Genomic DNA, 17,625 nt, shown 5'->3' with positions numbered 1-17,625 from the left:
CAAAGTAACCATCCTTGCAAAAGTGGGTATCTCCCACCGCAGTAAGCGTGTGCGTAAATCTGCCTTATCCATCGCTGCTAATGATCATTTATAGCCGGAAAACCATACAGCCGCCAAGGTTTGTGTCCGCCAAACGGGCGAATAGGTCTTTCTGGCATGTGTACCGCTTGGATCGTGAGCTCTGGCATTTCATCGCTTTGGAAGAGAATGATTTCTTTCCCCTTCGCTAGTTCGATTTGACTAAGATCCTCATTTTCGTTCAGAACAGTACAATGCTGGTTATCACTTCCGGAAATCTTCCAATGTACAATCCCACTCCAGCCAGTCTTGATCCGAAATGGCTCCCCTTCTAGACTCTTCACCCGAATCCAGGTGGTTCGGCCTTCCCGCCTTACTGCGCTGACCAAAAACGCGCCCTCTGCCCGCAAATCATGAAAAGCAGCCTCGCGCCATTCCTCAGGTACCGCAGGGAATACCCGCAGTGTACCGCCCCAGCTTTGGAGCAGCATATCGTGAATCGATTCCGCTCCTGCAAGCGGCGTCTCAATGACGGGCCCAGCTTCTTTATACATCGTGTTCGGCTTCAAGATATGCATTAACGCCTTCAAATAACGGAGAGCTTCACTTCCCTTGCCTAATGTGGCCGCAATAGAAGCCGCACCTGTCAGGCTGAAGCCACGTAGATCGCCTTCCTTTTGAATCCAATGCCGAAGAGACTTCTCGATTAATTCGCAATCCTCCTTGCGATCACATTCAATCAGATGAAGCGGGAATATCGCAAGTAAATGGCTAAAATGTCTGTGCCCGTATGCCAGTGGCGTATCCTGTCCCACCATAAAGCCCGTTTCGTCGACTGGCAGCGGCGTCAATCGTTCTAATACGTTCCTCCAGCTCTCTTGGAGAGGATCCGCTTGTTGTAAGCGTTCACAAATATGCAATAGTGTTTCGCAGCCCCAACGCAATAGAGCCAGATCGTAATGGCAATCTTCCACCTTTGTTTTCATAAACGAGCCATACTCCGGAGAGATCGTAGGCGGCAGGTGCAGATGTCCATCCTCGCCCTCTTCAAGCAGGTGAATATAGTAGTTGATACTTCTCCGCAGGATGGGATAAAGTGTATCCGCAAGCATTAGATCATCCATGGAATAGCGGTAATGCCTCCATAAGCTATGACAGACCCAAGTCAAATTTCCGATTTCATCATCAACCGAGCTATCCAGATCGAAGCTGCAGCTGCGTCCAAGACCTGCGGAATCATACTGAAAAGGCTCAGGCACATTACGAATTAATTGTGTAAAATTATCCTTAAGTGCACGTACAAGTGATTCGCCAATGCCCAATCGGCCTGAGGTATACACAGGCGAATAGCTCATTTGCACATTCATATTAAACCAGACACCTGCCCATGGCGTCGGTGCGAGCCATGGCCCTTGATTATCGATCAGCGGCTTATCTGCCCTTGTTGCCGAGGCCAATTTGTACATTTGGATCCAATAGAAGCTCTCCAGCTGTCCATCCGGAATCGAAATAAAGCTTAACTGGTAATAACGGTGCCACCAAGCACGATGAGCGTCAATCCATTCCTCATACGGAGTAGAGGCAGCCTTCACGACCGCGATAACAGCCTCTTCCTGTGCCTGATCGTCACAGCCCTTAGCCACAGACATGTAGCAAACTCTTCGCGTTTCGGACAGGTGCACTTCTTTGAAAGCTGTCACACAGCCTTCATTTGTCGTATATGTTTGAATCGAGACGGCGATCCCCTTCCAGATCGTCTTCTTCAACTGTACGTCAGGAATAAATTGGTTCAAATTGACGCCATCAGCATTCACCAGATCAGGATCGAGCTCAGCGTGCGGAACCCACTGCAAGCCTGCCCCCGTCTCCCCGTTGATAGCTTCAATATCAACACACATGACAGGTTCTTCGCTATGAACCAAAGCACGAAGCTTGACTTCACCTTTGGTTGTTGTCAGCATCCCTCTAACCTCCGCGTTCCACAGATCCAAACGCAGCTGCGTCGGATGATAGATCATCCCTTCCAGCTCCAAGTGAAGCTCTCCAATCGGTACGCGGGGTGGAAAACCCGGACGGTCCGTCCGGGTCGCAGTAACGTCCGTCCGTCCGGTCACAAAGCGCAGCACATGCCGTTTCTTCGCATGCTCTTCTCCGTAAATCATTGCACCGATAAGACCATTGCCGATGAAGCCCCCTTCATCCCAGGAAACAGGCTTTACAACCCATTCCATATCATTCGGTGCCAGGAATTTGTTCCAATCGATGTCCAATCGAATCTCGTTGATCTTGCTGCCTGCCATGCCTTCTTACCTCCTAACCCTTGATAGCTCCGATCAGAGCGCCTTTGACGAAATATTTCTGCAGGAACGGATATACGAGAAGAATCGGCACTGTAGCCACAATAATCGTTGCATATTTCAATGTCGCAGACAGCATGGCAACGTCGCCAGCCGAAGCTCCCCCTGTCATTGTGCTAGCTTCACCTTGCAGCAAAATTTCTCGTAATATCAGCTGAAGCGGGTACAAGGTGCGGTCCTGCAAAAAGATCATCGCATGGAACCATGAGTTCCAATGGCTTACACCATAGTACAAGAGCATAACGGCAATGACCGGCATGGATAATGGTAAAATGATTCGAAATAGAATAACAAAATCATTCGCTCCGTCAATCTTCGCTGATTCTTCCAACGCTTCGGGGATCGCTTCAAAAGCTGTTTTCATGAGGATCAAATTGAACGTATTAATCGCATGCGGAATAATAATTGCCCATAATGAGTTATTCAGACCGACTCCTTTTACCGTCAAATAAAATGGAATGAGTCCTCCGCTGAAAAACATCGTAAACACAATAAACAGCATGATTTGCTTACGGTATTGCAGGCATTTTCGTGATAGTGCATACGCCCCCAGAGCTGTTAGCAAAATATTAAACACTAAACCTACAATGACTACAAAAAAGGTATTCCCATAGCCTTTTAAAATCATCGGATTGGCAAATACACTCTTATACGCTTCCAGCGAGAAACCAAGCGGCTTCCAAAGAAATCCGCTATACGCCATTAACTGACTGGCATCACTAATCGATGCTAGGGCAACGTAAATAATTGGATATATGGTCACGATCATGAGCAATGTCAAAAACAGCACATTGGTGAAATCAAAGCTTCTTTCGGATAACGTCGGTCGACTATTCACCTATTACTCCCCCTTCCTACCACAGACTCGTATTATTTAATCTTCGGCTAAGCCAATTGGAGCAGATCAGCAGTGTAAAATTGACAACAGAATTAAATAAGCCCACCGCTGAGCTGAAGCTGTAATTAAACTCTTGCAACCCTACCCTGTATACATAAGAGGATATGACATCCGCTGTTTCATACGTGCCTGGATTGTACAGTAAAATGATTTTCTCAAAACCTACATTCATCATTTTCCCCATTTCAAGGATTAGCAAGATGATAATGGTGGGCATAATCCCTGGTATTGTAACGTGAAGCGCTTGCTTCCAACGCCCTGCACCATCGATGCGCGCTGCTTCGTACTGCTCTTGATCAATCCCCGTCAACGCGGCCAAATAGATGATCGTCCCCCAACCAATATGCTGCCAGATACCGGAAGATACATAGATCGGTCTGAACATATCCGCATCAAGCAGGAATGTTGTACGTTCTCCACCCATCCAAGCGATCAAATCGTTAATGACCCCTTCGCTGGACGTAAAATCCTTCAGAATCCCACAAATAACAACGAGTGAAATAAAGTGAGGCATGTAAGTGAGCGTCTGAACGCTGCGCTTAAACAAAGCATTTTTCACTTCATTCAGAAGCAAAGCCAAAATAATCGGTGCCGGAAAACCAAAAATAAGCTCATTTAAGCTGATCAGCAGCGTATTCTTAATCGTCCTCCAAAAATAAGGACCTGTAAAAAACGTTTGGAAGTTATCAAAGCCTACCCATTCGCTTCCCAAAATACCAAGCCTAGGCGAAAAGTCTTTAAACGCAATAATCGCCCCGTACATGGGCGCATAATGAAACACGACATAATAAAGCAATACCGGGAGAAGCATCACATAGAGATATTTGTTCTTGCGTATATCGAGGATCAGACCGAGCTTGGTGCCTGCTTTCTTCCGCTTATTGGCTGAGAAAACAGGTGTCGATTCTTGATTGATTGCTTCCATTTCGTAGTCCACCCTTCAGCAGTCTTCTTAAAGATGAACGTGCCAGCCAATGGCGGACACGTTCTCTGTCATAAATATGCTTAACGCTTATTGTATCGATCAAAAGCATCCTGATAGATTTTGAGCACCTTGTCGATTCCCATATCTTGAATGCGCTTCACATACTCGTCGAATTTCTCAATCGGCTCCTTGCCCATCACAAACTTAATAAACATTTCTTCTTTATAGGAGATAATGGCGGTGTTCAGCTTGGCGATTTCTTTGCTCTCTTCAACGGTTGGTGTAATGAATGTCGGCATAACATGTTTAATGGCATCGGTCTCTGCCCATATTTTCATCGCGTCGTTTTGCTCTTTATAGGTATTGAAATTCTTTCTTGAATCACCTAGGAACGGTCCGTTCGGCTTCGTATATTGGGAAACCATTTGCTGCAAATTCAATTTCGGATCCTTCGTTATTTTGTCAGACCAGGTTGGCACGCCGTTCTGCAGGGTGTAACTTTCCCCTTCAATACCGAAATTCATCAGCATGGCACCCTTCTCGCTGTAAGCATAATCCAACCACTTCACTGCTAACTCAGGATCCTTGGCAGCTGCCGTTACTGCTTTACTAGCTAACGGATTATATTTGAAATCGCGCTGTCCAATGAATGCTCGCTCGCCTTTCTTCAAAGTTGGATAGGGTGCTGCAATGAGTTGATAGTTCGGTTCTTTCTTCTTCGCTGTATCCATCCAGCGGCCAACTGAGCTGAGTAGTGATACAGTTGCACCGGAAGCATTACTAAGCATCTTGTTATCGAGCGATTTTGAGTCCGTGTTCAGCGCAAAGTCTTTATCAATTAAGCCTTCTGCGTACCATTTACGGAATAGTGTTAACACTTCCTTGAACTGTGGGTCAATCGGGCCATACTTCACTTTGCCTTGGTCGTCAATATAATAGCGATTCGCTGTTTTGAAAGCGCCAATGAACGCATCCTGTATATTGAGCTCGCTGCCCGTATTATATTGAGCCGTAAACGGTGCCGTTGCACCTTTCTTTTCTTTAAACGCTTTCAATACGGTGTACCATTCGTCAATCGTGGTTGGCACAGGTAAATTCAACTCATCCAGCCAATCTTTCCGAATCATTGGACCGCGGAATACGAGTCCGTTATCTGGACGAATCATCGGGAATACGTAGTATTTGCCGCTATCTGTCTTCAGCATTTTATCCAGCTCTTTGTCCTGCTGTAAGACTTTCTTCAAGTTTGGTGCGAACTTATCAATCAGATCATTTAAAGGAATAATCATTTTATCCGCTATCGCCTTCTCAGGACCGCCTGGATATTCTTTGTTCCAATCATATTCGATCACATCTGTTAAATTGTTGGAAGCGATCAAGAGATTAAATTGCTCTTTCTTCTGCCCTTCTGCAGGATGCGTATACTTAACCTTAATACCTGTGTCTTTCTCTAATTGCTTGCCAAATGGTGCATCACCCAAGTTAGGAAAAATGGAAGTTAAATTCGAATTTAATTCTTCCCAAGATGTGATCGTTCCAGTTGTTGTGATCGGATACTTAGCCGCTTCAGTCACTGGTACTGATGAAGAAGGTGCCTTTGGCGTGCTGCTTGCTTCCTCTTTCGAACATGCGGTCAATAAGCTTGTTGTTGCCAAAAGAATCGTAATTGCCGTTCCAATCGTCTTCATCTGCTTCTTCATAGATATCCCCCTCGAGAATACTGATTCCTGATTGCTCGTGCAGCCTAGCACAGACTTGTGTGGTGCGCCGCTAACGTTATTATGCGAAGTATTGCCCTCATTGTGTATCATCAAAAACCAAAAACCATCATCAAAATCCGTACTTTCACATCTTTAAATAATGAAACAGACATGCAAAATGAGAAAAAGCCACACAAAAGGTGGCAATTTCCACTATTACATTATACAAAGTCTTTGTATTTTCCCGGCGTAATACCTTCATATTTCTTGAAGATGCGATTAAACGTATTGATATCCTCATACCCCACTCGTCTTGCAATGTCCATGATGGAGGAGGATTGTTCCGCCAAAAGCTTCTTGGCCTCTTCAATCCGTGTCCTATTAATAAGTTCAAGGAGTGCCTCACCTGTCTGAGCTTTAAACTGCTTCGATAAGTAGGAAGGGGTTAAGTCGAAAACTTCCCCGATCATCGTAATATTCAAATGTGGGGAACTGAAATTCTCTTTCACATAGACAATAATCTGTTGGCTGAGCTGGTTATGGTCTTGCTTGCGATCATTCTGTATGGATTGGCATACTTTCTTCAGCACATCACCGATTTGTACGCTCATTTCCTTAATGGTTGTGCACGCCGTTAATCGATCAATCGGGTTAACCTGATTCATGAACTCCCGCTTATTGCTCGCACCAATTTCATCTATGGTCTTGAGCATGGTGGAAATGAGATCGAACATCAGACATTTGGCTAACGGAACAGAGAGTGCTGCGCCTGAAACATTGATTTCAATAATCTCGTCAATCATCGCTTTGGACTGATCATAGTCACCTGTTTTCACAAAATTAATCAGTTGCTGTTCGACATGCAAGGGATAATAATAGCTGGATTCTCGATCTGCTCCTGTATCTGGCAAGTCCTTGTAATGAATAATTTCACCGCTTCCCATGACCAGGCGATATTCAAGCGCGGAAAGCGATTCTTGATAGGCAGTTGAGATGCCAGCCAGTTCTTGATGAATTCGGCTAATCGCGATGGTCAAATGCACATGAAAATGATCCAGCATAAATGATTTCACCTGTTCCGCGATATGCTCTACTTCATCGGGTTCAGGGTTCCTTTTAAAATTGATGATACAAGCTTGTAAATTGTCCAACTCCGTTGAGAACGCTTGGTGCTGGAGGCCAACAATTTCTTCCGCGACATTCATGATAATAAACTGAACATGCTTGATCTTCTCGGCGTAGGCAAACTCGGAAGTCTCCAATTTGCCATAATGATCGACATGGAACAGCAAAACAGCAAAATGGGAAGTGGCCAGCTCCATATTGTGAATGGCCAGCGATTCATGCACAGGTACATTACGTTCTGTTGAACCTTTTAGCAAGCCTTGCAGGAAGTGCGAACGAATCGTATCCCGATGCTGCTCCAGACGTTGACCAATCTTCTCTTTCTCCGTGAAGGTGTCATGCAGCGCATCTTGCAAATACCCATACTCATTCGAGCCTTCCTTGAAAGAAATGCTGGATCGCGTGGATAAACTTCGGATTAGCTTACTGATCGGATCATAATTTCGTTTAAGCATCAGAAAGGTCACAATCCCCCCGATAAGGAGACTTAGCGCGATACTAATATAGATCAAGGCTTTTACATATTTCATTTTTTCATCAAAAAGCTCCGCAGGCATCATCGATACATACTTCCAACCAGCTCTATTGGATGTTGTGTATGATACTGCAAACTGTTTGTCCGCACTGTAATCGTAAAAGAAGCCATTCTCGCTTGTCAGTTTATCGATGGACAGAAAATCAGGATTTTCATCTAATCCCGTTGAAGCAATTAACCGGTTCTGACGGTCGAGTACAGTGATCGAAGAATGATTGGGTAACATGACATTCTCAAGCAGCTTCTTGTCTTTAATCGTAACTAGGATAATCGCACCTGGTTGCTCAGGCGTGTCGAGAATGATCGACTTGGCATACATCACCGCTTTAACCGATTGTCCATCCTCTCGAAGCGTCACTGGTGCGTATTCTTGCATATACCTTTTATCAAAAATAGCCTGCCATTCCTCGTAACTCATGTCTTCGCGAGTTCGAACTCGTTCATATAATTGTTGGCTGTTGATATGGTCACGTGTCGATATGACGGAATCGCTGTTTTTATAATAGACGTAAATTTGATCTATGTAATCGTTTGCTACTTTGTACTTACGAAGATCATCGACGATTTCTACGACATCATAATAGTGCTCATCCTTTAATGGTTTCGTTACCGTCATGAAACCTGCAAGACGTTTGCTGAGCGCCATCTCTACACTTAAACGTTCAATACCGGCCAAGTTGCTGTCGATCGCTTGCTCAATCTGTTTGAGCACCGACTCATTGGCCCGATTGACTTCTGATTCAATCACATGCCAAGTAGCCGTATAAATAATTCCACTGATCAGTATGGGAACGAGCAGCACAGAAACGTAGGAAATGAGCCAATTGACCATAACACTCCGCGTGCTAAATCGTAATTTATGCATTGTCACACCCTGTCCCCCGTGTTCGAATTAATTGGTTTCAATTTATTATACACGATAGAAATAAAGAAACACCGCTTTCCTTTATTAAAAAGAAAAGTGGTGTTTCTTAGACAATCGATCTATGTTTTTATTTCAACAGATTGAGCTGTTTGCCTGCCTTATGCAGCGCATTCAGTGCAAAATCAAGATCTTGCTGGGTATGCTGAGCCGTGACAATAAAACGAACCCTACCTTTGTCCATCGCCACCGTCGGATAGACGATCCCTTGGGCGTAGACGCCTTCTTGCAACAACAGATCAGAGAACTGCATCGTCTTCGCAGGATTCCCCACGATAACAGGAATGATTGGGGTCTCGCTAGCACCCGTATCAAAACCAAGAGCTTGTACCCTTGAGCGGAAATATGTTGCGTTTTCCCACAGCTTTGCGATGAGGTCTCCGCTCTGCTGAAGCACTTGGATCGCAGCAAGGCAAGTAGCCGCTACCGCAGGTGTCTGAGACGTACTGAACAAGAAAGGACGCGCCTTATGGATCAGATAATCTTTGACAACTTGCTCACAAGCCACGTAACCTCCAACAGCACCAACCGCCTTCGAAAGCGTGCCGATCTGAATGTGCACCCGGCCATGAAGGCCGAAATGATCCGTCGATCCCTTGCCGTTCTTGCCGAGTACGCCGCTCGCGTGAGCATCGTCTACGTAGACAAAAGCATCGTACTTCTCAGCGAGCTCCACAATAGTTGGCAGAGGTGCGATGTCTCCATCCATGCTAAAAACGCCGTCTGTGACAACAATACGCTTTTTATATTCAGCGCTCGCCTTTAAAGCTGCTTCTAATTGATCCATGTCTTTATGTGCAAAAACTTTCCGCTGCGATTTCGTCAACCGGATACCGTCAATGATACTTGCGTGATTCAACTCATCACTGATAACGACATCATCCGGACCAAGCAGTGGACCTAAGACGCCTTGGTTTGCGGTGAAACCGGATTGAAAAACAAGTGCCGCTTCCGTTCCCTTGAATTTGGCCAGCTCCAGTTCAAGCTGATCATGAATATCAAGCGTTCCTGTGATCGTACGTACGGATCCGCTGCCTACACCATATTTTTCCACAGCGCGAATCGCCGCTTCCTTCATGCCGGGATGATCGGTGAGTCCCAGATAATTATTAGAAGACATTTGCAGGACTGAACGGCCATTCAATGACATCCAAGCACCTGAGCCGCTTTCCCATACGGTGAGAGGACGATAGCGCCCTTCCTTTTTCAATTGCTCCAGTTCCTCTTGTAATGAGTTCCAATTAGCCATGAATCGCATACTCCTTTATGGAAGGTAATTTCATTTCCGTGTCATGTAAAAAAACGATTTTACCGCACTGCCCCGAAATCATCAAATCAAAGGCCTTCTCATAGTCGTTCAGTGAGAATGTGTGCGTGATGAGTGGATTTAAATCGATTCGCTTCTGATCGAGTAAGCCTTTCAGCTGGTACCAGGTCTGGTACATGCGTCGGCCGGTAATCCCTTCAATGCGTAAGCCTTTGAAAATGATATGGCGCGATAAATCAAGAGATACCTCCTGTGTAGGAATTCCCAGCAAGGAAACACGAGCCGCGGAAGCAGCTGCTTCAAACCCCCCGCGGATCGCATCGGGAATACCTGACATCTCTAAGACGACTTCGGCGCCTTCACCTCCGGTATATGAACGGATAGCATCTACCATGGAAACCTCTCTGCTATTGATGATATAGTCTGCACCCATCTGCTTCGCAAGCGACAGTCGATACGGATTAATGTCAACAGCAATCACGACCCCTGCGCCACTCGCTTTGGCAACGGCAACAGCCATTAATCCGATTGGCCCCGTACCGATGACAACGACCGACTTCCCAACGATTTCGCCCGACAATACAGTCTGGACCGCATTTCCCAACGGGTCCTGCAAGCACCCGAGCTCGAACGGCATATCCGGCCTATTGTGAATGACATTCGTTGCTTTAACGACCGCGTATTCTGCAAAGCAGCCCGGAGCGGTAATACCGAAGCTAACCGTATTCGGGCAGACGTGAGCATTGCCGGTTCGGCATGCTTTACATACACCGCATACAATATGTCCTTCTGCTGAAACATGATCTCCGACCTTCACGTTGGTCACTTGGCTGCCAACCTCTTCAACGATGCCAGCGAATTCATGACCGAATACATTCGGCGTTACAACTGCGCTTTCCGCCCAAGCATCCCATTTATAGATATGAACATCCGTCCCGCAGATGGATGTAGCCTTCACCTTTACTAATACTTCGTCTGGACCACAGTGTGGAACAGGTACTTCCCTTAGAACCGCCCCAGGTCCCCGCACTTCTTTTACAAGTCCGATCATCGTTCTTCCCATGCTTATGCCCCCTTGTTAGACAGAAGTTTACTATATTAACTTTTTGTGCGTTATCTTGTATATGTAATATATTATACATACGGATGTGATATTGTACATATGTGTTTGAAAATATTTCGCAGCTATGCTAAATTTGGTTTATAATTGAGGTAAGCGTAAGAAGAGGAGACAAACATGGATCAGGAGCAAATTCATAAAAAGATCGGAAGAAACCTTCAAAATATTCGCAAAGCAAGATCACTTAGTCTCGATCAGGTTGCAGAATTAACGGGTGTCAGCAAGGCGATGCTCGGGCAGATTGAACGTGGGGATTCCAATCCAACAATATCTATTATATGGAAAATAGTAAATGGACTTCATATCTCGTTTACTTCGCTCATCGAGGACAATGTTCCGAAAGTAACACACATCCGTTTAGAAGAGATCGAGCCATTCTTAGAAGAAGATGGGAAATATCGGGCGTTTCCTGTCGTACCCTTTGAGCAGAAGAAGCAATTTGAAATCTACACCGTGGAAATTGAAGTCGGCTGCACACATGCTTCGGAAGCCCATTACGAAGGTGTCGAAGAATATATCTTGATGATCAGCGGTGCGCTTCGACTCCGCATTCAGGATGAAACGTACGAGTTGAAAGCGGGAGACGCCATTCACTTTTCCGCCGATCAGCCGCATGTTTATGAGAATATCGCAGATGAGAAAACCTTGTATAATACCATCATTTGTTATCCTTTGTAAGTGAGATTTTCATGTAATACGAGAAATGAACACAACAGGAAGATCATTTAAACTTCCCTCGCCTCATACAAAAAAGAGATTCTACAAGCAGTTTCTTCTGCTTTGTAGAATCTCTTTTTTCGTTAGAAACTATTCTTTAATTAGAAAATCCGTTGCTTCCAACCCAGCAGCTTAGCAAGCGCCTCAACGTAATAGTAATCGCCATAAATGAGCGATACGTTCACATTCTGTCCAGCCGGTTTATTTCCTGTACCCTCTAGAAGAATCGCCTGGTGTTCAGGTTTATCCCATGTGGCATACTTCTGCGTAAGAGACAATAGCATCCGTTCTGCTGCATTGCGGTACATCGCACCTTCTGTAGGAGGTAGGAATTCCGCTAGCTCAATCAATCCAGATGCTGCGCAAGAGGCGGCGGAAGTGTCTCTTGGCTCGTTCTCCAGCGACGCGTCCGCACGGAAATCCCAGTGTGCCACATGATCTTCTGGCAAACATGCGAGGAAGTAATTCGCCACGCGCTGAGCCGCTTTCAAGTACTGTGTGTCTCCCGTGAATCGGTATACATTGGCCAAACCATGCAATGCCCAAGCTGCGCCTCGGCTCCAAGCCGATTGCGGGCCGGCACCTTGACCGCCTAGCGATTCAATAAGCTCGCCTGTCTTCGGATCGAAGCTCAAGATATGATTCACAGAGCCGTCTTCACGGATGAACTTCTGGACAACAGTATCCGCTTGTGCTCTTCCGATATGATCGAAGCGCGGATCGCCAGTCATCTCAGCTGCCCAGAATAAAATGGACAGATTCATCGTGGAATCAACGATGGACCACCCTAGCTTATCTTGGTTCCATGCGCGAAGGAAATTACCTGCGATATTGAATCGGCCTGCCAGGAAATTGGCAGCTTGAAGTCCGCGACGCAATCCATCCTTATCACCTGTTAGCTTATGTTTAATCACGGCTGTCGGCAAATACTGGAAGCCAACGTCATGATGAAAATTATTATCCCGAATGCTCGCCTGCTCAAACTTACCGTCCCACTCCCAAGCTGCTTCCTTGTAGTGCTCTTTGCCTGTCATCTCATGCATAATCCATAGAATCCCAGGCCAGAAGCCTGAAGTCCACCAATCGATTCGCATATCATCATAGATGCCATCTTCTTTGGCAACATGGGGGGATTTCTCTCCGATTTGCTCGATCATTCGATCAACCTTCACTTGCAGCTCATTCCACACCTCAGACAAAATATCTCCCAGCTTCTGTGCGTTATTCCACTTTGCTGCTTCCAAAAGTTCACTCATCTTGTAAGCCTCCCAATATGTTTTATTTGGTTACTTCTAGGATTGCTGTTAACGTAGACATACCATCGCAGGCAGCGCTAACGACGGAGGTGTATCTCCGCTGAGCTGCTCTAGCACCATTGGATATGGAAGCTAAAGAGGAAGCTGGTCCGCCTGCACTCACGAAATCCGTTACTGTAATGCCAGCAGGTAACCCACCGAACGGATCTACGAAAATTCCAGCACGCCCACCCGCGAGTTGAACTTGCCGCGAGCCACGGATCGTGCCAAGATTATCGAGCAGCTTCCCATCACCGGCTAATCCAAATCGAACAAAGTTTGCTGCATCAGGGCAGAACACGCCTTTCGCATCATACGCAAGAACTTCTACGTAAACTCGTCCATCCTCTAAAGTTTCTGAGGTTAATCGGATCTCCGTCGGCTCGCTCCAAGATTCGGATTGATACGTGAATTTCAACTCATCGCTCACAACTACACCTTCACAGATCACTTCCGCACGCAAATGATACTCACCAGCACTAAGCTCCGTCTCCCATCGAAGACCGGCACAAGGGAAATCTTGCGAATCGCGCTGTTTCACGCCCAAACTCTCTCCATTCAGGAACAGCTCTACCTGTTCGGCGTTCGAGTACACTTTAATCATCTTCCGTTCGCCTTCCATGCCCCAGCGAATCGGCATCGAATGACCATAAATGCGAACCATCGGCTTGTCTGACCAGTAAGATTGGAATACATAGAAAGCTTCTTTCGGCGTGAGATCACGTTCGACGATTCCCTTCATATTCAGATACGGAATCGGTGAATCCGGCCGCACCGGCGTCGCAAAATCCTTGAAAGACCATTGCGCTGCACCCGTCAGCCAATCCATGTTCTCCTGCGATTTCAAGTACCAATCGATCATTTCACAGAAGTATGTTTCCGACCAATCACCATCACGCGATACACGCGGCTCTCCACCGGTTAATAAATAATCCCCATCACGCTCATCCGTAACGCCATCGGCATTCTTCATAAACGCAAAGCCCGTGAATGGCTTCTCCACATGCCGAGTTGGTAAATTATCCGCTCCCCATTCCATATGGAAGAACGAATTGACATTTTCAAAAGCTGTCTTACAGCTCGATTCATAGTCGGTATAAACACCTCGGTACCAACCTGCCCAAATCGAAGGCGAATACACATCAATAATGTCCTTGCAAAATTCACATCGGCGGATCGCTGTTAAGCGGCTTGGGTCAAGAAGGTGTGATAGATCATGCAATTTCTTCATGAAGGTACGAATTTCCTGCTGATCGAAATGATCGAAATCGCACTCCCAATCGTTCTCGTTGCCTAGTCCCCATAAAATGACGGATGGATGATTATAATGCTGATTGATCATCGCCGTAAGCATATCGATACATTGTTCGCGGTATTCCGGACCTCCAAGTCCGCCTCGGCACCAAGGTATCTCCTCCCAGACAAGAATGCCCAGCTCATCGCATAGCTCCAACACAATTCTGGACTGCTGATAATGTCCTAAACGGATGAAATTAGCGCCCATCTCTTTGATAAGCTGCATTTCTTCACGGAGCATTTCCTCCGTCATCGCTGCCCCAACTGCCGCATGATCCTCATGACGATGCGTGCCGCGCAGCAAAAGGCGCTCACCGTTCAGCTTGAACGGCCCCTGTTTGAGAAACTCAAACGTACGGAAGCCGAATCGTTCCTGGCTTGTCGTTTCGCCGTCTTCACAGACTAGGGAAACGGAGCAGTTGAATAAATAAGGGTCAGAAACCGACCATAAATGTGGATTCTTCAACTCAAAGACCGCGATCTCCTTCTCGTCCTGCCAAGCCGGCAGCGAAATCTCCTTACGCTCAACGAGCGTTCCATCTTGCTGCTTCAGCACGATGGTGAGTTTGATCGTCTCGTTGACGTGGTCGGGATTGTACAACTTCGCACGAACTTTTACTTTCCCGGTTTCTGCCGTCTGTGCAGACACATCTTCCACTATTGTTTCCACATGCACCTGCGCCAAGGAAATCTGCGGCACATAAACGAGGTTCAGATAGCGATACACACCGCCATATAGATTGAAATCACTCGCATCCGAAGGAATGGTCTCGATCTCACGGCTGTTATCACACGCAATCGCGATGGGCACACGCCCCGCATATCGTTCGATCTCTTTCGCCCGCTCAATCGCCTCCGATATGTCTACCGTAAACTCATCATACCCACCTAGATGGGAATCCACCTTTTCGGTATAGACATACACGTCCGTTCGCTGTCCCGCGCCTTCAAAATGCAGCAGCGTTCTGCCCTTCGGATAGGGGTTATTTACCTCCAGCTTGTTCCGATACCAGCCTTGTCCTTGATAATATTTGCTATCCGGGTCCATCACATCGTATCCGTTGTACGTGTGTGGAAGCGTAACCGACTCCCATGGCACATTGTAATGATTTTGCAGCTTATCTGAACGCCATACCTCCCAAACACCGCCCAAGGATCCGCGATAGTGCTCCCATTGCTCATTTAAACGTTGTTTCAACATGTTACGTGTCTCCTCCTAGTTGCGCTTTCACTTGTCTCCATCGTATCAAAAAAAAGTGCAAAAAAGTTTAGCCCTCTTATGATAAAATGTTGTTAGATTACGATGAGGAGATCTCCCATGAAGTTGATGAATTACTTGAACTTAAACGTGCACCCTGTGCAATTATCGTTTTTCAAAGATAGAACACACTCATTCGAAGAAGTGTTTCATGCCCATCAGGGCATGGAGCTGCTAGTTGTTCATGAAGGCACTGGGATTGTCGTAATAGAACAACAAATTGTCGAGCTAAAGCCTGGCACAATTTTCTGCTTCAGACCGTTTCAGCTGCATCGCATTCGGATTCACAATCTGCCTCAGGAAAGCTATGTCCGCTCCATGTTCGTGCTGGAGCCCACCTTGTTGGAGGCTGCTCTCGCTGCATTCCCAGCACTCCGCGAGTTCCTGAGAAAGCTATGGAAGGACCCGTTCATGCCGCAGGTATTTCGAAGCGAAAACCTAGCGGAGCTTGAAGTTTTACTTCAGAGCTATACGTCTAGGCTTGATGCTGCTAAGGACCGAGGCCCAGAACGTCTGCTGGAGGAGCAGGTGCTGTTCCTCACTGCTTTCTTGCACCAGCTCCGCACGGATTCGGAAAAGGCTGCGTTGTTACAATCGGATTCCACTCCTCTTCCTTCACCGAAAAGCTCATCAACTGCCGAGCGAATGCTAGCTTGGATTGAAGCGCATTACATGGAGCCATTCAAGCTGGACGAGCTTGCTTCGGCGGTTCACCTTTCACCAAACCATGTCTCCGCCACCTTTCATCAATCGATTGGCAGTACCATTACAGAATATTTGACCGCACGCCGGATCCGACAAGCCTGTTGGCTTCTGCGCACGACGGATATGTCTGTTCAAGACATTGGTGAATCCGTCGGATTGGGTAATTTCTCGTACTTCTGTCAACTTTTCAAGAAGCACGTGGGGTTCACGCCCTATAAATTCAAAGGGATGAGTGCCTACACCATTTTCATAGAATGATCTACTCAGGTTCAGAATCTTTCATTATATCCAGACTTTACCATGAAGTCCGCATCCAAGCATGTGATAATGACAACAAAAGATTCTAAGCCTAGATGGAGGTCATAACGTGCCAAATTGGTTCATACGTAAATTGCAGCAACCCGACGATTTCAAAGAAGTAGCTCCACTCCTCAATCTGATCTGGTCGGAACCAACAACAGCTGAACAGCTAAATGAAGATGAGGATAAAATCCCTCCTGGCAAGCTCCATTACAATGAAGAAGGACAATTGATGGGATGGGATCGTCCCAAGTGGGTAGCAGAAGACGAGCACGGACACGTTGTCGCTTATGCAATCGCATGGCGAGCTCCATGGACGGAGCCTGGCACACTAATCTATACCCTCGTTGTTGACCCGGAAATTCGTGGAAACGGTGTAGGGAATGCCTTATATGATGTGCTTCATCGTTGGGCTGTCGGAGTCAAAGCCTCGCGCCTCATTGGCTTTATGAAGGAGACCGACGAGCGGTCGTTAGCTTTTGCAGAACGTCGCCACCATGTGAAAGAACGCCATTCGTTTGAATCCGTTCTGGACTTGGCCTCGTTTGATGGCGGCACACTTGTTGAATCGATTCAGGAAGCAGAACGAGCAGGCATCCAGTTCATTACGCTTGCGGATGAGCCAGGAGAAGCAAGCGAGCGAAAGCTGCACGAGCTGTATAAGATCACGCATCCGGATATTCCGGGCTACTCCGGCGACTTTCCTTGGTTCGAAGAATGGAAAAAGTGGAGCATCGCGCAAAATGGCGTACGCCCCGAATGGATCCATATCGCGAAAGATGGAGACCGATACATCGGCGTTGTCACACTGCAGCAGAATGAGCAAACGAAGGCAATGTATCATGAATACACCGGCGTGCTGCCGGAATATCGAGGGCGCCGAATTGCACTCGCCTTAAAAATGCTCGGCGTACAAACCGCCCGTGCCTGTGGTGTGCCTTATTTGAAAACACACAATGATTCCATGAATGGTCCTATGCTGCGCATTAACCGCGATCTGATCGGCTTCCGTGCGGAGCCGGGCAGTTATAAGATGGTATGCGAGCTTCGATGAGCCATAGTTACACTGAAAACCGCCTTGCGTTTGAAATTTTACTATTACTTCAAGATAACGCAACCACCCTAGTGAAAGCTCACATGCTGGCGCATGAAAAAAGCCTTGCGATAATATCGCAAGGCTTCACTCC

12 protein-coding genes are annotated in these 17,625 nt (G+C 46.6%); 3 read left to right on the top strand and 9 right to left on the bottom strand.

Going from position 1 to position 17,625, the window contains the following annotated elements; translation table 11 throughout:
• Positions 1–77 precede the first annotated feature (77 nt).
• The 7 genes from AC58QC_RS29750 to tdh form a co-directional block, all read right to left on the bottom strand.
• On the bottom strand, positions 78–2,318 hold the full coding sequence (locus tag AC58QC_RS29750; protein ID WP_497418585.1) for a glycosyl hydrolase family 95 catalytic domain-containing protein: 2,241 nt from the start codon (positions 2,316–2,318) through the stop codon (positions 78–80).
• Positions 2,319–2,331: 13 nt separating this feature from the next.
• A complete protein-coding gene (locus tag AC58QC_RS29745) occupies positions 2,332–3,213 on the bottom strand; it encodes a carbohydrate ABC transporter permease (RefSeq protein ID WP_497418584.1) in 882 nt (293 codons plus the stop codon).
• A 16-nt stretch (positions 3,214–3,229) separates the two neighbouring features.
• A complete protein-coding gene (locus tag AC58QC_RS29740) occupies positions 3,230–4,198 on the bottom strand; it encodes an ABC transporter permease (protein WP_497418583.1) in 969 nt (322 codons plus the stop codon).
• An 80-nt stretch (positions 4,199–4,278) separates the two neighbouring features.
• Entirely contained in the window at positions 4,279–5,898 is a 1,620-nt protein-coding gene (locus AC58QC_RS29735) for an extracellular solute-binding protein (protein WP_497418582.1), read from the bottom strand.
• Positions 5,899–6,119: 221 nt separating this feature from the next.
• Positions 6,120–8,423: a helix-turn-helix domain-containing protein gene (locus AC58QC_RS29730; protein ID WP_497418592.1), complete on the bottom strand. Its 2,304-nt coding sequence runs from the start codon at positions 8,421–8,423 to the stop codon at positions 6,120–6,122.
• Positions 8,424–8,550: 127 nt separating this feature from the next.
• Positions 8,551–9,729, bottom strand: coding sequence for a glycine C-acetyltransferase (locus AC58QC_RS29725; protein WP_497418581.1), 1,179 nt, complete (start codon positions 9,727–9,729; stop codon positions 8,551–8,553).
• Positions 9,722–10,810, bottom strand: coding sequence for an L-threonine 3-dehydrogenase (gene tdh / locus AC58QC_RS29720; RefSeq protein WP_497418580.1), 1,089 nt, complete (start codon positions 10,808–10,810; stop codon positions 9,722–9,724). Before tdh ends, AC58QC_RS29725 begins: the two co-directional genes overlap by 8 nt.
• A 174-nt stretch (positions 10,811–10,984) precedes the next feature.
• Between tdh and AC58QC_RS29715 the strand changes: the two genes are divergently transcribed.
• Complete coding sequence (locus tag AC58QC_RS29715) at positions 10,985–11,545, top strand: helix-turn-helix domain-containing protein (RefSeq protein WP_497418579.1); 561 nt, start codon at positions 10,985–10,987, stop codon at positions 11,543–11,545.
• 140 nt (positions 11,546–11,685) lie between these two features.
• Here the strand turns inward: AC58QC_RS29715 and AC58QC_RS29710 are convergent, their stop codons facing one another.
• Positions 11,686–12,840: a glycoside hydrolase family 88 protein gene (locus AC58QC_RS29710; protein WP_497418578.1), complete on the bottom strand. Its 1,155-nt coding sequence runs from the start codon at positions 12,838–12,840 to the stop codon at positions 11,686–11,688.
• 22 nt (positions 12,841–12,862) lie between these two features.
• Positions 12,863–15,376, bottom strand: a complete 2,514-nt coding sequence (locus tag AC58QC_RS29705; protein ID WP_497418577.1) for a glycoside hydrolase family 2 TIM barrel-domain containing protein — start codon at positions 15,374–15,376, stop codon at positions 12,863–12,865.
• A gap of 117 nt (positions 15,377–15,493) precedes the next feature.
• On the opposite strand from AC58QC_RS29705, the gene AC58QC_RS29700 reads away from it, so the two are divergent.
• Positions 15,494–16,396, top strand: coding sequence for a helix-turn-helix domain-containing protein (locus tag AC58QC_RS29700; protein WP_497418576.1), 903 nt, complete (start codon positions 15,494–15,496; stop codon positions 16,394–16,396).
• 109 nt (positions 16,397–16,505) lie between these two features.
• Complete coding sequence (locus tag AC58QC_RS29695) at positions 16,506–17,492, top strand: GNAT family N-acetyltransferase (protein WP_497418575.1); 987 nt, start codon at positions 16,506–16,508, stop codon at positions 17,490–17,492.
• Positions 17,493–17,625 lie beyond the last annotated feature (133 nt).

The organism is Paenibacillus sp. J22P51 (genome assembly GCF_059692215.1).
This window is presented reverse-complemented; position numbering and strand designations above follow the sequence as displayed.